Genomic DNA, 19,823 nt, shown 5'->3' on the forward strand with positions numbered 1-19,823 from the left:
TCCGGACCGGACCGGCGCCCGTCCGGCCGCTGCGTGCGAGTACCTTCCCGTTCCCCCGGTCGCGTCCCCGTGCCCGGTGCCGTCCTGTGCGGGCGGAACCCGCCCGGCGGCAGTCCCCGGTGGGTGTGCGGTGCCCGGGTGGGTACGACAGTCAAATGTGTGAGTGAAGGGGTCCGTTGATGAGTGTCACCGAGTCCGCCCTGCGCGAGCGCCTGTGCGAGGTGCTGGTGCGGCGGGGCGACGAGATCGCCGACCGCTGGGTGCGGCAGCAGGTGGAGCGGGTTTCGCTGAGTGAGGGTCTTGCCCAGGAGGACCTGCACGAGGAGGCGGACGCGCTGGTCGCCGCGCTGCGCCGGGGGATGGCGAGCGAGTTGCCCACGGACCGGGTCGTCGCCTCCCACCAGGAGCTGCGCGAGGCGGTGGTCGACATGTCGATGCGGCGGGCACGTGCGGGTTCCTCGCCGACCGCCACCTCGCTGTCCGTGCTGGCGCTGAAGGACGTGCTGCTGGAGGCGGCCCAGCAGGAGTCCCTCGCGGCCGACGACATGCTGGCGGCCGCCCTGCTGCTCAACCGGCTGCTGGACGCCGCCGGGGCACTGTGCTTCGAGACCTACGTCGAGGGCCGCGAGGAGATCATCCGCCGGCAGAGCCGCCAGTTGCTGGAGGTCTCCACGCCGGTGGTGCGGCTGTGGCGGCACGTTCTCGCCGTGCCGCTGGTCGGCACCCTGGACACCGCGCGCAGCCAGGTGGTGATGGAGACCCTGCTGGAGGCCATCCAGCAGCACGAGGCGACGGTGGCCATCATCGACATCACCGGAGTGCCGACGGTGGACACGTCCGTCGCCCAGCACCTGATGCAGACCGTGCAGGCGGTACGGATGATGGGCGCCGACTGTGTCATCAGCGGGATCCGGCCCGCCATCGCCCAGACCATCGTCCAACTGGGCATCGACCTCTCGGACATCCTCACCCGCGCCAATCTGGCGGACGCCCTGGCCACCGCGGTGCGGCTGACGGGGGAGGACGGGACCGGGACCGTCTCCGGCCCGCTGGCGGCGCCCGGCGCGCCGGAGGTGCGGGCGGCGCCGTGAGGGGAGGACCGGTACCGATTCTGCGGCTGGGCGACACGCTGGTCACCGGCCTGCTCAACGAACTCGACGACTCCTCGGCCCTCGCGCTGGCCGAGGAACTGACCGACCGCATCGTCTCCGACCGGGCCCGCGGCGTGCTGATCGACATCTCCCGCGTGGAGATCATCGACTCCTTCGTGGCGCGTGCGCTGATGGAACTCTCGACGATGGCGCAACTGCTGGGAGCCCGCGTGGTCGTGGCCGGCATGCGGCCCGCCGTGGCCATCACCCTGGTGGAGCTGGGCATCGAACTGAAGGGCGTGGAGACGGCGCTGAACGCGGAACAGGGCATGTCCGCCCTGGGCTGGCGCCACTCGTCCTCCGGCCTGCAGGAGCCGCCGACGTGAGGACCTTCGGCGCGGCTGACGGCGAGCGCGGCGAGCGGCTGGTCCCCGGACAGCAGGCCCCCGCGCACGGCCGGACTGCTGATCCCGCGACCCCGGGCAGGCGCGCGGAACCCCGGGAGCGCCCCCAGGAGCCTGCCGGCGGCTCGCCCGCCGAGGCGGAGGGTTCCGACGCCGTCACCCATCCGGTGCGCACGGACGAGGACCTGCTGCTGGTGCGGCACGCGGTGCGCGCCGCCACCGTGGAGGCCGGGTTCAGCCTCGTCGACCAGACGCGGGTCGTCACCGCCGCCAGCGAACTGGCCCGCAACGCCTATGTGCACGGCGGCGGAGGCGCGCTGACCATCGAGCTGCTGCGCCACGGCATCCGGCGGGGGGTGCGGCTGACGGTGCGGGACGAGGGCCCCGGCATCGACGACCTGCCGAGCGCGCTGGCCGACGGGTACACCACAGGGGCGGGACTGGGGCACGGCCTGGGCGGGGCGCGGCGGCTCATGCACGAGTTCGAGGTGCGCTCGGAGCCGGGCAGCGGAGCCGTGGTCACCGCCGTACGGTGGAGCGAGCGGTGAGCGGAGGCGAGCTCGGCACCGTGCCGACGGCACAGGTACGCATCGATCACCACAGCGCCGTCCATCTGGCTGCCGAGCTGGCCCGGCGTACGGCACGGCAGTGCGGGCTGGACGGCTCGCTGCCGGACCAGGCGGCCGCTGTGGCCAGCGAACTGGCCAGCAACCTGGACAAGCACGCGGGGGACGGCGTCGTCTACCTCCAGCCCCTTCCGACGGGCGAAGGATTCGAGGTGCTGGCCGTCGACCGCGGTCCGGGAATGGGCGAGTTGCAGCGCTGCCTGGCCGACGGCTACACCACCACGAACACGCTCGGCACCGGTCTGGGCGCGGTCAGCCGGGTCGCGGACGCCTTCGTGATCCGCACCCGGGTACCGGACGGCACCGTCGCCTCCGCCCGGTTGACACCCCGCGGCGGCTCCCCGGCCGGAGGGCCTGCCGGACCGTCCGGTCGGGACGGGCTGCCGGGTCACCGTGTGGGCGCGATCTGTCTGCCTGCCGAGGGCGAGGAGCACTGCGGGGACGGCTGGTCGCTGCACGCCACCGCCGGGCAGGTGACGGCGGCCGTGGTCGACGGGTTGGGGCACGGCGAGGCCGCGGCCCGCGCCGCGCGACTGGCGCTGCGCATCGCGCGGGAGGCACCGGACAGCGCCCTCCCGGCGCTCATGTCGGAGATGCACCGGGCTCTGCGGCACACCCGCGGCGCCGCCGTCGGGCTGGTGCGCCTCGAACCCGGACGGCTGCACTTCTGCGGGGTCGGCAACGTGCGCGTCTGCGTGCTCCACCACGACCGGCCCCCGCGGCGGATCGAGAGCCGCCCGGGGATCGTCGGGTGGAACCTTCCCACTCCGCACGTCCGCACCGAGCCGCTGGAGGCCGACCGCCTGGCAGTGGTGCACTCCGACGGGATACAGGCCCGCTGGTCGCACGATCCCTCCCGGTTCCTGTCGCACCTGCCGGCGCCGCTGCTGCCCGCGGCTCTGGCACATCGGCACCGCCGGCTCCGGGACGACGCCACCGCACTGGCACTGACAGGACTGCGATGAGGCTGCTGATGAGACAGGAGAGCGGGCATCTGACCACGCTGGGCGGGGTGCGGCGAGCAGTGCGCCGCCTCGCCCGGACCCACGGTGTCCCGGCCGAGCTGCGGGCCCGGCTGGTGGTCTCCGTCGCCGCCGTCGCACGGGACGAACTCGTCGAAGGCCGCGGCGTCCGGGTCCGCCTCTCCTCGGCAGGGGCGGGGCAGACGCACGGCGGCGAAGCCCTCGCGTGCGTTCTGGCGCCCGTGGGCACCGCCTGCGAGGCCGGCCGGCGAGCGCTCGACGGACTGCCGCTGCCCGCCACGGCCGACGCGGACGGTGCCGCGGTATGGCACCTTCCGCCGCGCACGTCCGGGAACGGAGCCGGGCACCTCCCCGACGGCGAGACGGTCCCCGACGGTGACATGGCCCCTGTCCGGGAGGCGGTCCCCGACGGGGAGGCGGTCCACGAGGAGCTGCGCGCGGTACTGGACCGCTGCGACGCCGTGGAGGCCGAGCACCGGTTGCTGAAGGAGGAGCTGGAGGAGACCAACAGCGGTGTCCTGGCCCTCTACGTCCAGCTCGAGGAACGCGACGAGCAGTTGCGGCGTGCCCACGGCCAGATGCTGCGCGAGCTGGAGGACGCGCTGCGTCCCGCACCGCTCACCGTGCCCGGCCTGGAACTGGCCGTGCACTACGCCCCGGCGGACACCGACGCCCCCACCGGCGGTGACCTCTACGACTGGTTCCGGCTGCCCGACGGCACGGTGCACATCACCGTGGTCGACGCGCTGGGACACGGGGTCCGCAGTACCGGAGCCGCCCTGAACGTCACCCAGACCGTGCGGACGCTCGCTCTGGAGGGCCACCCGCCGGGGACCATCGTCGAGCGGGCGAGCGAGATCCTGGCCAGCATCGATCCGCAGTTGCTGGCCACCGTCCTGCTCGCCCGGGTGGATCCCGACGGCGGAGAGGTGCTGCTGGCCAACGGCAGCCATCCGCCGGCTCTGGTCGTACGGGAGGACGGCACCACCGCCTACCTCCAGGTGTCCGGGCGGGGAGTGGGCTTCCCGCTGCCGGGCAGCGAGGACGTGCTGCGGGCCCGCCTCGCCCCCGGTGACCTGCTGGTGCTCTACACCGACGGGCTGACCGAGAGCCGCAAGGACCCCCTGGAGGGCGAGGCCCGGCTGGTCGCCTCCGCGGCCCGGCACCGGAGGCGCCCCATCGAGGAGATCCCCGAGGCGATCGCCGAGGACATGCACACCGTCGTGCTGCACCCGGACGACACCCTCGCCCTGGCACTGCGGGTACCCCGCACGTGAGCGGGGCGGCTGCGCCGCCGGTGAGCGGCAGGTGTGCCGGGGATCCGGTCGGCGCCGACGCGTGATCGTACCGGGGCCCTGCCACCTCGGGGGCGTGAACTTCTCCGTGTCGGGCACACGGACCGGTGCACACGCCATATCCGCCGTACGGAGGAGGCGGCGAGCGTGATCACGTCGGCACCCGGCGCCGCGCGCCCCGGGGCGAGGGCACCCGTGGTGCGCCTCGGCCGCCGCACCAGCCGCCTCGCCGCCGACCAGGGACCGTCTCCACAGTGATCAGAATTCTCAGCGTCGCAGCTCTCGCGCTCGCGGCCGTCCTGGCCGCCGCCCTGTCCGTGCAGTCCCCGTGGTGGTGGCTGCCCGCCGCGCTGCTGCTCGTGCCCGCCGCGGTCGGCGTGTACGACCTGCTCCAGCGCAAGCACGCGGTGCTGCGCAACTACCCGGTGCTGGGCCATCTGCGGTACCTGCTGGAGAGCATCCGTCCGGAGCTGCAGCAGTACTTCATCGAGCGGAACCACGACGGGCGCCCCTACGACCGCGACACCCGCGACCTCGTCTACCAGCGGGCGAAGGGCACCGCCGCCGAGGAGCCCTTCGGCAGCGAGCGGGACCTCTACGCCACCGGTTACGAGTTCCTGACCCCCTCCCTGGGCCCGGTGCCGGTCCCCGACACGCCGCCGTCCGCGCGCGTCGGCGGCCCGGAGTGCACGCAGCCCTACGACATGGCGCTGCTCAACGTGTCGGCGATGAGCTTCGGATCGCTCTCCGCCAACGCCGTTCTCGCCCTCAACCAGGGCGCTGCGCTGGGCGGCTTCGCGCACGACACCGGCGAGGGCGGCATATCCGACTACCACCTGCGGCACGGCGGCGACCTGGTGTGGGAGATCGGCACCGGGTACTTCGGCTGCCGTACGGAGGACGGCGACTTCGACCCGGACCAGTTCGCCGAGAAGGCCGCGCTCGATCAGGTCAAGTGTGTGGAGCTGAAGCTCTCCCAGGGGGCCAAGCCGGGTATCGGGGGTGTGCTGCCCGGCGGGAAGGTGAACGCCGAGATCGCGCGGGTGCGCGGGGTGTCGGAGGGCCGGACCGTGATCTCGCCGCCTTACCACCGGGTGTTCTCCACACCGCGCGAGCTGGTCCGGTTCCTGGCCCGGATGCGGGAGCTGGCCGGCGGCAAGCCCGTCGGCGCCAAGCTGTGCGTCGGCAGCCGGCGCGATGTGCTGGCCCTGTGCAAGGCCATGCTCGCGGAGGGGACCACGCCCGACTTCATCGTCGTCGACGGTGCCGAGGGCGGAACGGGTGCCGCACCGCTGGAGTTCTGCGACCACATGGGCCTCCCGTTGTCCGAGGGGCTGATGACGGTGCACAACGCGCTGGTCGGCACAGGACTGCGGGAGGGGATTCGCATCGGCGCGAGCGGCAAGGTGGCCACGGGCGCCGACATCGTCAAGCGGCTGATCCAGGGTGCCGACTACACCAACGCGGCTCGCAGCATGATGTTCGCGGTCGGGTGCATCCAGGCCATGAACTGCCACACCAACGCCTGCCCCAGCGGCGTCGCCACCCAGGATCCGCGGCGTGCCCGGGCGCTCGACGTCACCGACAAGTCAGCGCGCGTGCAGCGCTTCCAGGACGCCACGGTCCGCAGTGCCCAGCGGATCATGGCCGCGATGGGGGCGGGATCGGTGAGCGAGCTGGGCCCGCACATGCTGTGCCGCCGCCTGGACCCCGTCACCATCCGCTCCGCCGCGCAACTGCACGAGTGGCTCACCCCCGGCCAGTTGCTCAAGGACCCGCCGGAGGACTGGGCCGCCGACTGGGCCGCCGCCGACCCGGACCGCTTCGCGGCTGCTTGACCCGTACCTCGTCGTTCTCACGCACGACGGTCGAGCGGTGCGGTGCGGCGCGTACGAACGGGCCACACCGCACCGCTCGGCGGCTGCGGGACAGGGCCGGGCTCAGGCGTCCTGCGGATCCTGCTCCGCGAGGATCTCGCGGACCCTGGCCGCGGGCAGCGTCGACCGCAGGGCCAGCCAGACCACCAGACCGCTGAGGACGAAGGTGGCCGCGGCGCCCAGGCCGAGGCCGAGCACGCCGAGATTGCCCGCGCCCTCCGCCTTCTTCGGGAAGTCGCCGAGGTAGCTGACCAGAGCCAGCCCGGCGAACCACACCAGCACCCACCAGCCGTACCGGAAGTCGAGAGCGGGCGTACGCTGCTTCGTGGTGGCGTGGTGCACCGCCATCAGGACGTAGCCCAGTCCGATGGCGAGGAAAAGCTTCCAGTTGGTGTCCCAGCCAGTCCAGTAGACGATCAGATTGGTCGACCACAGGGCGACGAAGGACACCGCCGGGCCCAGCTTGCCCAGGCTGAACGGGCGGGTCTGCTCGGGTAGCTGCTTGCGCATCGCCAGCAGCACCAGGGGGCCGCAGCCGAAGGAGAGCACCGTGCTGTTGGTGACGAATTCCACCAGTTGGCTCCAGCCGGGGAACGGCAGGAAGAAGAAGCAGCCCACGGCGAACGCGAGAATCAGACTGACCCAGGGCACACCGGTGGAGTTCACCTTCGCCAGTCCGGCGGGAGCATTGCCGTTGCGCCCCATGGCGTAGGAGATGCGGGCGGTGACGCCCGCGTAGATCAGCCCGGTGTCACCGGGGGAGATGATCGCGTCGGCATAGAGCAACCCGGCCAGCCAGACGGCACCGAGAATGCCGGCGATGGCGGCGAGCGGGCCGAAGGTGGCCAGGACGTCGCCGTGCGAGCTGAAATGGGCGCCGACCGCTTGCCAGCCTTCGGCCTTGATGGCGCCGGTGGGCACTGCGCCGATGAAGGCGATCTGCAGCAGGACGTAGATGACGCCGCACAGGACGACGGAGCCGATCATCGTGAGCGGGACGTTCCGTTTCGGGTTGTCCGTCTCGCCCGCGAGCTCGACTCCCTGGCGGAATCCGAAGAAGGAGAAGGCGATGCCGGCGCTCGCCACTGCCGAGAAGACACCCTGCGCCCCGTAGGGCGCGAAGCCGCCCACCTCTCCGCCCATGCTGAAGTGGTCGGTGGTGAAGCCCATTGCGAAGAACACGGCTATCACCAGCAGAATGATCGCGAGCTTCCACCACACGAGTACATTGTTTATTCGGGCGAACCAGCGGACTCCGAAAAAGTTGACGGCCACGAAAATCGCCATCAGCAGGACGGAGATGCCCGTTCCGGCTGGGGTCAGTACGGCCTCGTTGTTCTCGTCGAGCCGCTGGAGCCAGGAGAGCCAGTTCGTGGAGTACTGGACGACTGCCAGCACCTCCACCGGCGCCACCGCCGCGGCCGCGATCCAGGTGACCCAGCCCATCGAGAAGCTGGTGAAGGAGCCGAACGAGTAGTGCGGGTAGCGGGCCACCCCTCCCGAGTGCGGGAACATCGTGCCCAGTTCGGAATAGGTCATGCCGATGAAAATGAACATCACCGCGCCGATCGCCCAGGAGAGTACGGCGGCGGGACCGGCCATCTGAGCGGCGTCGAGTGCGCCGAAGAGCCATCCGGAACCGATGATGGAGCCGACCGCGGTGAACAGCAGGCCGACGGTGCCGAATTCACGTTTCAGCCGACTGTCGTCCCCGGCGGACACTGATGTGTCAGGGGGCTTGGTGTCCATGGACATAAGGAACCTCCTCTGCTTGCTCAGATGTCGCGATTTGCCGCATCTGGGATTTTCGCGCAGCATCCTCGGTGGGCCGCCGTCGTAGGCCGTCCGGGGGTCCAGTAGAAGCGATGATTGAATCCATGGCTTTAAAGAAACGACAAAGATGTACAGTGAACCGAGGTCGCGCCGTCGCACGGGCCGCACGAGCGCGATCCGACGCGGACTCCCCCGAGGGGCGCCGATGCCGGGGTGCGGACCGGTCGCCCGCGCCGGTGTCGAGGACCTCGCCCTGGGGGCGGGCGACCGTGCCCCCGACTGTCGGGCGAGGAGGACGTCGCCCTGGCTGCAACCGGGGCGAGCGGCTCCGGCCGGTGACGGCGGCAGCCGTCGCGCTCGCCGCGAAGGCCAGACGCACGGAAGAGGGGTGCTGCGACGTATTCGCGGCCAGGGCCGTGTCGGAGCGGCCGACCCACGAGCAGGGCGGGAACGAGTGCGATGAGGCAGGCGGACAAGCCGGGGTTCGACCGGCGGCTGCTGGCGCCGATGCTGCTGGGCTCGGTCCTCAACCCGGTCAACTCGACGATCATCTCCGTCGCGCTCGTGCCCATCGGAGCGGCGCTGGGCGCGCCTCCCTCGCAGACCGCGTGGCTGGTCTCCGCCCTCTACCTGGCCACCGCGCTCGGGCAGCCGGTCGTGGGGCGGCTCATCGACCTCTTCGGCCCGCGCAGGCTCTTCCTCCTCAGCACCGCTCTGGTCGGGGTCGCCGGCGTGGTCGGCACCGCGGCGCCCGACCTGGGGGTGCTGATCGGTGCCCGGGTCCTGCTCGGGTTCGGCACCTGCGCTGGCTACCCCTCTGCGATGGCCCTGGTGCGCAGCGAGTCGGAGCGCACCGGCCGGGACAGCCCGCGCGGGGTGCTGACAGCACTGGCGGTCGCCAATCAGACCGTCGCCGTCGTGGGTCCGCTGCTGGGCGGTCTGCTGATCGCGGCGGGCGGCTGGCGCGCCACCTTCGCGCTGAACGTGCCGCTGTCCGTCGCGGCGGTGCTGTTGGGCCTGCGCCGGCTGCCGCGGACGACGGGAGCGGACCGGATCCGCCCCGCTCGGACCGGGCCCCCGCCGGGGACGGGCGAACCCGGCGGATCGGGCGAGTCCCGGCCCGGGCCCGCGGCGGACAGCGGCCCTCCGCCCCGCGAGGGCCCGGCCGCCCGGCTGGATCTGCCCGGCATGGCCCTGTTCGCCGCGACGCTCACCTCGCTGCTGCTGTTCCTGATGAACCTGCACCTGCGCGACTGGTATCTGCTGGTGATCGCCGCCACCGCGGCGACCGCCTTCGCCCTACGGGAGTTGCGCACCGCCGCTCCCTTCATCGACCTGCGGGTACTCGGCGGGAACACCCCGCTGCTGGCCACGTTCGGGCGGGCGCTGCTGGCCTACACGGTCTCCTACTCCTTTCTCTACGGCTTCAGCCAGTGGACGGAAGAAGGCTACGGACTGACGCCCTTCCACGCCGGGCTGGTGCAAATGCCCATGTTCCTGCTGGCGATCGGCGTGGCCGTCGTCGCGGGGCGGCGTGCTGGGGTCCGGGGAAAGCTGGTGGTCGGCGCACTGGGGCAGCTCGCCGCCAGCGCGGTGCTGCTGACGCTCACCGGGCGGAGCGCGCTGTGGATGCTGGTGCTGGTCGCCCTGATCTTCGGCGTCCCGCAGGGGCTGAACAACCTCGCCCTGCAGAACTCCGTCTACTTCCAGGCCGATCCCGAACGCACCGCCTCGTCTGCCGGACTGCTGCGCACCTTCGCCTACGTCGGTTCGATGATCGCCTCCTCCGCGGCCGCCGCGTCCTTCGGGCAGCACGCCGACACCGCGGGCATGCACCGGCTCGGCTGCGTGATGCTCGGTGCCGGTGCGCTCCATCTCCTGCTGACCGCACTCGACCGTTCGCTGGGCCGGGTGGCGGCAGCGGACGCCCGGGCTGCGGCGGAGTAGCCCGCCGGTCGGCGAACGGCCCGGCCGCATCCCACCGCATCCGACCCGAGAGGCATCCACATGTCCCGCACCGCACTGCTCGTCATGGACTTCCAGCACAACACCCTCGCCCGGATGCCCGACGGCTGTCTGCCACGAGCAGCGCACGCCCTGGAAGTGGCCCGCACCGCCGGTGTCCAGGTGCTCCACATCGCGCTCGGCCTGCGCCCCGGCCACGTCGACGTCCATCCGCGCAACAAGACCTTCGGCGCCCTGCCGTCCCACCTCTTCATCCCCGACGACCCCGGCGCCGCCATCCATCCCGACGCCGCTCCCGCCGACGGGGAGATCGTCGTCCACAAGAACCGCGTCAGCGCGTTCTCCGGGAACAATCTCCAGCAGCTGCTGGCCGCCCAGGACATCGGCCATCTCGTCCTGGCCGGCATCTCCACCGGCGGGGTCGTCCTCTCCACCGCGTTGCAGGCCGTCGACCTCGACTACCGGGTCACCGTGCTGTCCGACGCCTGCGCCGACTCCGACCCCGCCCTGCACGACACGCTGCTCGCTTCGGTCCTCGCCCGGCGTTGCGAGGTCGCGACCGTCGACGCCTGGCGGGGGGCCCTCGACGCCCCTGCCGCCTGAGCGCACGTCGCTCCTCGGGCACGGCCGGGCGGGCGGCTGGTGCGGAGGGCGTCCGGCGAGTGCCGACGGTCTCACCGGCCGCCGGGACGAGCTGCCGGGCGCCGGTAGCGAGCGCTCATGGCGTGGAAGACCGGCTTCGGTTCCCAGCGGGTCTCGTCGAGCATGCGGACGGTGCCGTAGGAGGCGAGATCGCGGTCGCCGGGCTTGTCGTAGTTGGCGAAGGAGAACCACAGCGCGGTGTCCACGCCCTCCTCCTCGAAGATGTCGAGCAGCTCGCTGAGATACCGCACCTGCTCGTCCTCGTCCCGGACCGCTCCCGGGGGCGGCTGCCAGGCCATGCCGCCGAGGTCGCCGGCGCCGCGGTAGGCGCAGGCGCCGTACTCGGTGACGGCCACCGGCTTGCCGTGGAAGTGGAGTGCGCGCAGTCGTTCGCGGAAGGTCCCGGCGTTCTGCGCGGTGCGGTAGGCATCGACGCCGACCAGATCGAAAGGGGTCCAGTCGACGGGCTCCCAGGCGCCGGAGGCGTAACTGACCCGCCCGCCGAAGTGCGTCCGGACCGCTGCCGCGGCCCGAGCGAGGAAGGCGTTGAGACGTTCGGGAACCGGGCCCAGCGAGGCCCACCACTGCATGTCGGCGGTGGCCATGGCGTGCAGCCGGTCGAGGTGGGTGTCGCCGGGCAGGAAGCCGTGTGCGAAGGCGCTGAGCTCGCAGCCGGCGACCAGCACCACGTCCGCGCCGCCGCGGCGCAGTTCCTCGGCCCGCCGGGCGCAGTCGATGAGCAGCTCCAGGATCTCCTCGGGGCCGAGGTCCACGGGGAACGGCGAGAACCACACCTCCAGCCCGGCGTCGGCGGCGTACCGGGCGGCGGTGCTCAGCCTCCCGGGGTCGCGGCCCGAGATGCGTACGGCGTCGCAGTGCAGCTCGGTGGCGATCACGGCCAGTTCGCGGCGGACCGGCTCGGGGTCGAAGTTCTCGCGGGTGAGCCGGGCGCCGGGGAAGGTGCCCGTGTCGTAGTTGATGCCGCGTGCGCGCACCTCAGCGCCCCTCTGTTCGGTCGAGTCCGTGCGCCAGCAGGTCGAAGGCGAGTTCCACGTTCTCGGCCAGGGCGCGGCCGGCGGTCGCTGCGGAGGCGCCGGCCAGCAGGGACTGGAAGTACCTCTCCTGGAGGGTCGACAGCGACGCCGCGATCTGCGCCGCCATCAGTGCCGCCGCCGCGGGGCCGTACTCCTCGGCAAGGACCCGCGCCAGCGCCGCGCGCTGCTGATAGAGCAGGCCGTTCGCCGCCTCGTGGAGTGCGGGGCTGCGGTGGATGACGCGGACCCGGGCCAGCACCTCCTCCAGTTCGGACTCCGGCAACTGCGTGGCGGCGAGGTCTCGGTGGTGCGCGCGCAGTGCTTCCAGGGGCGTTCGGCCGGACGGGCGGCGGGCGACGATCCCTGCGAGATCGTCGTCGCCGACTCCGTGCAGGATGAGCGCTTCCTTGGTGGGGAAGTAGGCGAAGAGCGTCGCCTTGGCCACTTCGGCGGCCGCGGCGATCTCGTTGACGGTCACCGCGTCGAAGCCGCGCTCGGTGAACAGCCGCAGTGCAGCCGCGGCGATCCGCTGCCTGGTGCGTTCCTTCTTGCGTTCGCGTAGCCCGGTCACCGGGCCAGCCTAGTCATACCGGGTTCAAAATCGTACCTGGTGTGGATTTGCGGTCGGATGCGCCCCGGCTCCAGGCCGGGCCCGAAGGAGCCCCTGCTCCCGTTCCTGCCCGAAGCGCCGGTCACGACGGAAAGCACCGGCGGAAAGCAGCTTCCGGGCCCGGCCGGTGGCGGGCCGCCGGTGAACCGTCCGCTGCGCGCATCCGTCGTGCGTACGCAGACGAATTGACCCGAGAGGTGACCCGAGAGGCGTGTTGTGCGCGCGAGACCACTGACATCATTGCGATCACTGCGATCGTTCAAACCCCTTCTACTCGCTCTGCTGCTGGTCGTCGCCGGTGTGTCGGCCGTCACCGCGGCGGAGCTCCGCGGCCCTTCCGAAGGCAAGGACCGCATCACCGGAGCGTCGGCGTCCGGCTCGGAACACACCGTCACCCTGCGGAACCGGACAGCGGAACGCGTCTGGGTCGGAGCCGGGGTCAACGCAGACGGCTCCGAGCCGCTCACCGGACTGCCCGTGCTGGATCCCGGGCAGTCGGCCACCGTCACCATTCCCGAGCACTCCTCGGCGGGGCACTGGCGCGGCAAGTTCTTCGCCCGCCAGGGCTGCAGCGGCGAGGAGGGCAGCACCTTCCACTGCGCCGTGGGCGACTGCGGGCCCTACGCCGACCACTGCACCACGGGTGAACAGCCCACCAGCCTGGCCGAGTTCAACTTCGACCCGGCCGACTCCGCGGCTCCCTGGTACAACGTCAGCTATGTCAACGCCGTCTCGGCGGCGGTCACCATCACCCCCGACGGGGTGACCCCGCCCGAGAACGGCGGGGAGTGCGCCGCGGTGGGGTGCCCCACCGACCTGCTGTCCCACTGCCCGCCCGAGAACCTGACCAAGGACGGGAAGACGGGCAAGCCGCTGGTGTGCGTCAACCCGAACCGCGACGCGAAGACCGCCTACAGCGAGGCGCTCACCAAGCAGTGCCCCACCGCCTACGCGTGGTCCAAGCACGATGCCGAGAGCGGTAACCAGGTCGTGCGCCAGTGCAGCCACTGCAAGGGCCTGACCGTCACCTTCCACGGCCGGGGCGGCACCGAGAAGCCCCGCAACGCCCCCAGGCCGGGCGACCAGGAAGAGCCCCGGCACGGCGACGACGCCGGCCCCGCGAACGGCAAGGGCGTGGCGCTCAACCCCGTCGGCGGCGCCTCCCAGGCGCTCAAGGACTCCGGCGCCCACTGGTACCACAACTGGGCCTCCTCCAGCGCGGGGGTCGACAAGCCCGAGGGCGCCGAGTTCGTCCCGACGATCTGGGGCCCCGGATCGGTGACCGACGCCGAGCTGAACAACGCCGCGAAGGAGGGCAAGAACCTGCTGGCCTTCAACGAGCCCGACTCGGCCTCGCAGGCCAACATGACGCCCGAGCAGGCACTGGATCTGTGGCCCCGGCTGCAGAAGACCGGCCTGCGGATGGGGGCCCCGGCCGTCGCCACCGGCGCCGACAAGGCGGGCGGCTGGCTGGACCGGTTCATGAAGGGCGCCGACGAGCGCGGGCTGCGGGTCGACTTCATCCCCGTGCACTGGTACGGCTCCGACTTCGGGCCTGCCGCGGCCGACCAGCTCGCCGACTACGTCAAGCGCGTCCACGACCGGTACAAGAAGCCCGTCTGGGTGACCGAGTACGCCCTCATCGACTTCACCCAGGGCACTCCCCGCTACCCGGACGAGCAGCAGCAGACCGCCTTCATCAAGTCCTCCACCGAAAAGCTGGAGAATCTGGACTTCGTGAAGCGGTACGCCTGGTTCGCGCTCAACACCGAGACCAGCCCCACCGGTCTCTACAACGGTCCCACCGCGAACGCCGGCGGAAGGGCCTTCCGGTCCGCGGGCTGACCCGCCACCGGAGGTGACCTCCCCCGTCGGCCCGCCCCGCAGGCGGGGGCCGGCGGGCCGACGGCTGCCGGGCCACGAGCGTCCCTGGGCGCCCGTGGCCCGGTCCGGTTCCGCCGTGCGGTGCGACAATGGCGGGGTGGAACTGCGTCAGGCCGCTCGCGCGGCGGGTATCGGTGTGGTCGCCGCAAGCGAGCACGTGGGCCCTCCCCGCCTGCACCGGGCCCTGCCCGCGCTGCGCGGACGGCTCGTCGTCAGCCTGGGCGCCCCGATGGAGGTGCGGTACGACGGGCAGGTGCGGCATCTGCAGGCGGTGGTCGCCGGACTGATGCGGCCCGGTGCGGCCACCCCGGAGCTCGTGCTGCGGCCCCACCAGCCGACGGTGTACGCGGACCTGTCACCCTCGGCCCTGCACCGGCTGACCTCGGTGCCGCCCCGCGACGTGGACGCGGGCGGGGTCGGCGCCGATGTGCTGCTGCCGTGGGCGCACCGGTTGGGCGAGGAACTCGCCGCCCGGCCCGCCGACGGGCGGGAGGCCCTCATGCGGGAGCGCCTCCTCCGGCATCTGGACCGCGCGGACCGGGTCGAAGTGTGCCGGGACGCGCACGCGGCCCTGCGGATCATCGGGGCCTGCGAGGGGCGGATCTCCGTCGAGGAGCTGGCCCGGCAGGTCCACCTCAGTCCGCGCCGCCTGCGGCAGGTCATGCACGGCGCGCTCGGCATCGGCCCGAAGTTCGCCTCCCGCGTCGCCCGGCTGGCCGCGGCCGCCGACCGGGCCCGCGCCGGGGCCGACTCCTGGGCCCGGGTGGCCGCCGAGAGCGGCCACCACGACCAGAGCCACCTCGTCCGCGACTTCAGGGACCTCATGCGGACGACTCCGACCGGGTGGCTCGCGGAAGAGGGCCGGAATCTACAAGGCCGCCGCCTCCGCTCTGCGTGATCATCGAGCCATGACCGACGAACTGACCCCCAAGCTGCTCGTGTCCGACGCGGACGCGGCGATCGACTTCTGCACCGAGGCGCTGGGCGCCGTCCTCACCACCCGGGTGGCCGGCGACGACGGCGTCGTGCACCACGCCGAACTCACCGTGGGCTCCACGACCCTCGCGCTGGCGCAGAGCGTCCCGGACTGGGGATGGCACGATCCCGCCTCGCTGGGAGGCTCACCCGTCCTCCTCACGGTCCATGTGTCCGATCCGGACGCCACGGCGGACCGCATGGTGCGGCTGGGGGGTGAACTGGTGATCCCCGTGGAGAACCGCCCCTACGGCAAGCGGCAGGGCCGGGTGCGCGACCCCTTCGGCCACCTGTGGGTGATCAGCGGCGCCCTGCGGTAGGGCACGGGGGCGGCGGTCAGCAGCCGCCGTGCCCCGGACGGGCAGCTCGGCAGCGGCTCTCCCGCCGCCCCGGGAATCGCGCTGCGCCGGAGCCGGTCCACCGGCCGGGCCCGCGGGCGGTTGCCGCCCGCCCCGGCCCGGCCACCCGGCCACCCGGCCACCCGGCCACCCGTCCGCGGGCCGACCGGTCGCCCCGTGGCGGCGCATTCTCCGCAGCCGCGCGCCCCGCGGCCCGCCTCCCCGTACCGGGAGGCGGGCCGCGGGGCGCGCGCCCGCGGCGTCAGATCCGCGCGGAGTCCGCGGGCCGCGGTCCCGGCTCCGCCGCGGAACCGTCCGGCGCGGGCTCCGGCTCCGCCGTGCGCTCCGGCTCCGCCGCCGCGGGTGCGGGACCGCCCTCGCTGAGGCCGAAGCGGTCGTGGAGCCTGCGCAGGAAACCGGGTGCGTACCAGGCCGAGCGGCCCAGCAGGCGCATCGCGGCGGGGACGAGGATCCCGCGTACGGCGACCGCGTCGATGAGGATGGCCAGGCCGCTGCCCAGACCGAACAGCTTCATGAAGCTGATCTCCGCGACTCCGAACGCGAAGAAGCTCACCGCCAGCAGGCAGGCCGCGGCGCTGACGATGCGGCCGGTGTGCCCGAGGCCGTTGGCCACGGCGGACTCGTTGTCCTCGCCGAGCTCGTGGAGTTCCTTGATCCGGCTGGTGACGAACACCTCGTAGTCCATCGAGAGCCCGAAGGCGATGCAGAACATCAGCACCGTCATCGACGTCTCCATCGGCTGCGGGGTGAAGCCGAGCAGCCCGGAGAGATGGCCGTCCTGGAAGATCCAGGTCATGACGCCGACGGTCGCCCCCAGGCTGATCACGTTGAGGACCAGGGCGCGCAGCGGCTGCACGACGCTGCCGGTGAACAGGAAGAGCAGCAGGAAGGTGGTGACGACGATCAGACCCACGGCGAGCGGGAGCCTGCCGGCGATGGAGGCGTTGGAGTCGACCAGTTCGGCGTCGGTCCCGCCCACCAGCGGATGCGTCCCCGGCGGCGGGGAGGCCGACCGGACCTCCTCGACCAGGTTCCGGGCCGCGTCCGACTTCGGGGTGAGGGAGCTGACCACGTCGAGCTGCTGCGCGGCGGGGCGGCTGAGTGCCGGGTTGCCCGGGCCGGTCGCCGCGGTCCGTCCGTCGGCGTAGATCCCCGTGCCGGTCTCGACCCGGACGACTCCGTCCAGCTCGGAGAGTCCGGCCGCGTACGACGCCAGCGCGGGCTCGTCCACGGAACGGTCGATGACGATGTGCAGGGCCGCGGCGTCGTTGCCGTCGAAGTCCTCCCGGAGCGACGCCGAGACCTGGCGGCTCTCGGCGTTCTCGGGCAGCACGCGTTCGTCCGGGGTGCCGAAGGTGATGCCCAGCAGCGGGCTCGCCGCGGCCAGCAGTACCGCCAGCACGGGCAGCGCGGTGAGCGCGGGGCGGCGCATGACGGTGCGGGCCAGCCGTCCCCAGCCGGTCGCGGCGGAACCGGAGCGCCCCGGCTTCGCCCACGGCATCCGCCCGCTGTCGACGCGGCGCCCCAGCACGTTCAGCAGGGCCGGCATCACGAACAGGCTCGCCAGGGCGGCGATGACGACGACACCGACCCCGGCGTAGCCGAACGAGCGGAGGAAGTACTGCGGGAAGACCATGAGCGCCGCGAGCGCGGCCGCCACGGTCGCTGCGGAGAACGCGACCGTGCGCCCCGCGGTGCTCGTCGTCGTGCGGACGGCGTCCTCCACGCTCGCCCCCGACGCGAGCTGTTCGCGGAACCGGCTGATCATCAGCAGCGCGTAGTCGACGCCGAGTCCGAGACCGAGGGCGGTGGTCAGGTTGATCGCGAAGACGGAGACGTCGGTGACGCTGCCGACGAGGAAGAGTTGCGCGAACACGCCCACGATGGCGATGAGCGCGATGAGGAGCGGCAGCAGCGCGGAGACCACGGTGCCGAAGACGACCAGGAGCAGCACCAGGACGAGCGGTACGGCGATGGACTCGGCCAGCACGAGGTCCTGCTCGGTCTGCGGCCCCATCTCGTGGCTGACCCCGGCGCTGCCGCCGGCCTGGACCGTGAGGGTGTCCTCGTACGTTCCGCCGTAGGCGTCGAGGACGCGCTCGGTGTTCTCCTGCTGCTCCGCGTCGTGCCCCTTCACCCGGGCGAGTACGAGGGCTTCGCGGCCGTCCTCGGAGCGGAGCCCGGCACTGCCGGTGTCCCAGTACGAGACCACTTTCCCCAGCTCCGGCTCCGCCTTGAGATCGGAGACCAGGGCGCGGCCGGTCCGCTCGGCCGCCGGGTCGTCGACGCGGCCGTCGGCGGCGCGGACCAGCAGGACCAGATTCGTCTCGCCGCCGAACTCCTTCTCGATGACGTCCCGGGCCCGGGAGGACGGGGAGGCCGGGTCGTCGAAGCCGCCCGCGAGCAACTTGCCGAACGCGCCCGCGCCCAGGGCGCCCATGAGGGCGACGACCACGGCGGCAATGCTCAATACCAGCCGGGACCGGCGGATCGCCAGCTCGGCTATGCGCTCAAACACGCGGAATCTCCTTCTTGCGTCCGTACAGGGAAACGACGGGGAGCAGCCGGGTTCGGCGTGCCCACACGGGGCGCGCGACCTCACCGGGGCGGCGTGGGGCCGGTCTCTTCGTCGCCGGTCACGACGCTAGTGAGAGGAAGAAGAATTTGGCAGTGTGAGATTTTCTTAACGTGTCTGCCGAAGGCTGGGTGGCGGTCGGCGGGCCGGGCGGCCGAACCCGTGTACAACCGCTGCCTCTGATGCTTTACTTCACTTCCGCGATGCCTAGCGTGTGCCTCAATTGCCCGCACGCTAGGCGTTGTTATGTCATTCGCTTGTCTCTTGCAAAGAGAAGGATTCCACGTGAAGCGTAGGATCGGCGGACTGCTCGGCACCGTCTTCCTGAGTGCCGTCGCCGTACTGGGTTCGGGTTCCGTCGCGCAGGCCCAGCAGGCCGACGCGGACCTCGCGAAGCTGCACTGCACCAACTGGACGTTCTGCCTCTTCCAGCACGACGCCTACCGCGGCGACAGCGCCCGCATCTTCCTCGAGAACGTCCCGAACCTGGCGGCTTCGGACTACAGGTTCGACAACAAGGCGAGCTCCATGTCGAACAACACCGGCTACAGCGTCACGCTGTACCAGTACAAGAACTACGGCGGCACCCGCTATGTCGCCCGGAAGCAGAGCGAGGACAAGGACTTCACCAACAACCACTTCGACAACAAGGCCAGTTCGGTGAAGTTCCAGTTCTAGGAACGGTCCGAAGCCCGACGACATGCTCATGCAGCAGCGCGGCGCGGACCCGTCCGCGCCGCGCCCCCGCTCGCCGGAGGCCGATCGTGCCGCTCTGCCGTTCCAGGGCCGTCCTGCCCCTCAACTCGACGCTGCTCTGCCTGCTCTGCCTGCTCTGCCTGCTCACCGGATGCGCCGGGGAGCCGCACCCCGGACCGGATCCGGAGGCCGCGGCAGGCGGACCGGCCGCCGCCTCCGTCCCGCCGCCCGGCGAGGAGGCGCGGGCGATCAGCGTGCCGCTGGACCGCTACGACCCCTCGCCCGCCGAACAGGAGGTCCTCGACGCCGCCGAGGACCTGCTGACCGCCCGGTGCATGCGCCGCCGGGGCCTGTCCTGGGAGCGGCTGCCGAGAACCGCCGCGCAGGACGCAGAGCCGCGCAACCGGCGCCGCTACGGGGTGGTGGAGCCCGCGATCGCCCGCGGCTACGGCTACCACCTGCCCCCGGACCGGCCCGGCGTCGCCCGCCGTGCGGCGGCCGCGGCCGCGCGCCGGGCAGGACTCGGCGACGCCGGCAAGACGGCTGCCTACGGTCCGGAAGGACGTCCTGGCAAGGCAACCGGCGGCTGTGTGAAGCAGGCGGAGGACGCACTGCTCGACGACGTGCCCGACGCGGACTTCGCGCTGCTGGACGACACCATCGGCACCACCTACGAGCGCTCCATGAAGGCCCGGTCCGTGGCGCGGGTCTTCCGCGCCTGGAGCGCCTGCATGCGGCAATCCGGCTACCGCTACGCCGATCCGATGCAGGCGCTCTCGGACGAGCGCTGGCTGCGGGGCGACCGGGCCGCCGCGGCCGAGATCCGGCAGGCCCGCACGGACGTCCGCTGCAAGAAGGGCACCGACCTGGTCGCCGTGTGGAACGCGGCCGAGAACCGCATCCAGCGCGCGGCGATCGGCGAACACCCAGCGGCCTTCGCGAAACTGCTGCGGGCCCAGCGTGCCTGGATGGCGGCCGCGCGGCGGGTCCTGGAAGGGAGCTGAGCCGACGCATCCGCCGACGGGGGGCCGGCA

At 72.2% G+C, this 19,823-nt stretch carries 17 protein-coding genes; 13 read left to right on the forward strand and 4 right to left on the reverse strand.

The features are described 5' to 3' along the window. The first annotated feature begins 179 nt into the window (after positions 1-179). The 6 genes from BMX65_RS11810 to BMX65_RS11835 all read left to right on the forward strand — a co-directional run bounded on the left by BMX65_RS11810 (position 180) and on the right by BMX65_RS11835 (position 6,237). Positions 180-1,091, forward strand: a complete 912-nt coding sequence (locus BMX65_RS11810) for an STAS domain-containing protein (RefSeq protein ID WP_075000151.1) — start codon at positions 180-182, stop codon at positions 1,089-1,091. After that, positions 1,088-1,477: an STAS domain-containing protein gene (locus BMX65_RS11815; RefSeq protein WP_075000152.1), complete on the forward strand. Its 390-nt coding sequence runs from the start codon at positions 1,088-1,090 to the stop codon at positions 1,475-1,477. Before BMX65_RS11810 ends, BMX65_RS11815 begins: the two co-directional genes overlap by 4 nt. Beyond that, the gene (locus tag BMX65_RS11820; protein ID WP_239502006.1) at positions 1,474-2,043 is read left to right on the forward strand and encodes an ATP-binding protein; all 570 of its coding nucleotides are present in this window, start codon (positions 1,474-1,476) and stop codon (positions 2,041-2,043) included. Before BMX65_RS11815 ends, BMX65_RS11820 begins: the two co-directional genes overlap by 4 nt. Next, complete coding sequence (locus tag BMX65_RS11825) at positions 2,040-3,086, forward strand: SpoIIE family protein phosphatase (protein ID WP_075000153.1); 1,047 nt, start codon at positions 2,040-2,042, stop codon at positions 3,084-3,086. Before BMX65_RS11820 ends, BMX65_RS11825 begins: the two co-directional genes overlap by 4 nt. Positions 3,087-3,094: 8 nt before the next feature. After that, positions 3,095-4,381: a PP2C family protein-serine/threonine phosphatase gene (locus BMX65_RS11830; protein ID WP_075000312.1), complete on the forward strand. Its 1,287-nt coding sequence runs from the start codon at positions 3,095-3,097 to the stop codon at positions 4,379-4,381. Positions 4,382-4,653: 272 nt separating this feature from the next. After that, a complete protein-coding gene (locus BMX65_RS11835; RefSeq protein WP_075000154.1) occupies positions 4,654-6,237 on the forward strand; it encodes an FMN-binding glutamate synthase family protein in 1,584 nt (527 codons plus the stop codon). Positions 6,238-6,339: 102 nt separating this feature from the next. Here the strand turns inward: BMX65_RS11835 and BMX65_RS11840 are convergent, their stop codons facing one another. After that, on the reverse strand, positions 6,340-8,031 hold the full coding sequence (locus BMX65_RS11840; protein WP_075000155.1) for an APC family permease: 1,692 nt from the start codon (positions 8,029-8,031) through the stop codon (positions 6,340-6,342). Positions 8,032-8,508: 477 nt separating this feature from the next. Between BMX65_RS11840 and BMX65_RS11845 the strand changes: the two genes are divergently transcribed. Further along, positions 8,509-9,996 carry an MFS transporter gene (locus BMX65_RS11845; protein ID WP_075000156.1) on the forward strand — a complete coding sequence of 496 codons (1,488 nt, stop codon included), beginning with the start codon at positions 8,509-8,511 and terminating at the stop codon, positions 9,994-9,996. Positions 9,997-10,056: 60 nt separating this feature from the next. Then, positions 10,057-10,617, forward strand: coding sequence for a cysteine hydrolase family protein (locus tag BMX65_RS11850; protein ID WP_075000157.1), 561 nt, complete (start codon positions 10,057-10,059; stop codon positions 10,615-10,617). Between the two features lie 71 nt (positions 10,618-10,688). Here BMX65_RS11850 and BMX65_RS11855 read toward each other — a convergent pair whose 3' ends face one another. After that, complete coding sequence (locus tag BMX65_RS11855) at positions 10,689-11,651, reverse strand: glycoside hydrolase family 113 protein (RefSeq protein WP_075000158.1); 963 nt, start codon at positions 11,649-11,651, stop codon at positions 10,689-10,691. A 1-nt stretch (position 11,652) separates the two neighbouring features. Then, positions 11,653-12,261: a TetR family transcriptional regulator gene (locus BMX65_RS11860; RefSeq protein WP_075000159.1), complete on the reverse strand. Its 609-nt coding sequence runs from the start codon at positions 12,259-12,261 to the stop codon at positions 11,653-11,655. Between the two features lie 279 nt (positions 12,262-12,540). On the opposite strand from BMX65_RS11860, the gene BMX65_RS11865 reads away from it, so the two are divergent. The 3 genes from BMX65_RS11865 to BMX65_RS11875 all read left to right on the forward strand — a co-directional run bounded on the left by BMX65_RS11865 (position 12,541) and on the right by BMX65_RS11875 (position 15,479). After that, the gene (locus BMX65_RS11865; protein WP_239502005.1) at positions 12,541-14,145 is read left to right on the forward strand and encodes a glycosyl hydrolase; all 1,605 of its coding nucleotides are present in this window, start codon (positions 12,541-12,543) and stop codon (positions 14,143-14,145) included. 136 nt (positions 14,146-14,281) lie between these two features. Further along, positions 14,282-15,082 carry a helix-turn-helix domain-containing protein gene (locus BMX65_RS11870; protein WP_075000314.1) on the forward strand — a complete coding sequence of 267 codons (801 nt, stop codon included), beginning with the start codon at positions 14,282-14,284 and terminating at the stop codon, positions 15,080-15,082. A 10-nt stretch (positions 15,083-15,092) separates the two neighbouring features. After that, on the forward strand, positions 15,093-15,479 hold the full coding sequence (locus tag BMX65_RS11875) for a VOC family protein (RefSeq protein WP_075000160.1): 387 nt from the start codon (positions 15,093-15,095) through the stop codon (positions 15,477-15,479). Positions 15,480-15,759: 280 nt separating this feature from the next. Here the strand turns inward: BMX65_RS11875 and BMX65_RS11880 are convergent, their stop codons facing one another. Beyond that, on the reverse strand, positions 15,760-18,036 hold the full coding sequence (locus tag BMX65_RS11880) for an MMPL family transporter (RefSeq protein WP_075000161.1): 2,277 nt from the start codon (positions 18,034-18,036) through the stop codon (positions 15,760-15,762). Between the two features lie 342 nt (positions 18,037-18,378). On the opposite strand from BMX65_RS11880, the gene BMX65_RS11885 reads away from it, so the two are divergent. Both BMX65_RS11885 and BMX65_RS11890 read left to right on the forward strand, forming a co-directional pair. Then, entirely contained in the window at positions 18,379-18,771 is a 393-nt protein-coding gene (locus BMX65_RS11885) for a peptidase inhibitor family I36 protein (protein WP_075000162.1), read from the forward strand. Positions 18,772-18,857: 86 nt separating this feature from the next. Next, the gene (locus tag BMX65_RS11890; protein WP_079171832.1) at positions 18,858-19,793 is read left to right on the forward strand and encodes a hypothetical protein; all 936 of its coding nucleotides are present in this window, start codon (positions 18,858-18,860) and stop codon (positions 19,791-19,793) included. Positions 19,794-19,823 lie beyond the last annotated feature (30 nt).

Source organism: Streptomyces qinglanensis (genome assembly GCF_900111245.1).
In the GTDB taxonomy this organism is placed as follows: Bacteria; Actinomycetota; Actinomycetes; order Streptomycetales; family Streptomycetaceae; genus Streptomyces; species Streptomyces qinglanensis.

Bases quoted from the DNA above. Each gene is read 5' to 3' on its own strand.
- BMX65_RS11830 (WP_075000312.1), top strand. From the start codon at position 3,095: ATGAGACAGGAGAGCGGGCATCTGACCACGCTGGGCGGGGTGCGGCGA.
- BMX65_RS11810 (WP_075000151.1), top strand. From the start codon at position 180: ATGAGTGTCACCGAGTCCGCCCTGCGCGAGCGCCTGTGCGAGGTGCTG.
- BMX65_RS11845 (WP_075000156.1), top strand. From the start codon at position 8,509: ATGAGGCAGGCGGACAAGCCGGGGTTCGACCGGCGGCTGCTGGCGCCG.
- BMX65_RS11875 (WP_075000160.1), top strand. From the start codon at position 15,093: ATGACCGACGAACTGACCCCCAAGCTGCTCGTGTCCGACGCGGACGCG.
- BMX65_RS11850 (WP_075000157.1), top strand. From the start codon at position 10,057: ATGTCCCGCACCGCACTGCTCGTCATGGACTTCCAGCACAACACCCTC.
- BMX65_RS11840 (WP_075000155.1), bottom strand. From the start codon at position 8,031: ATGTCCATGGACACCAAGCCCCCTGACACATCAGTGTCCGCCGGGGAC.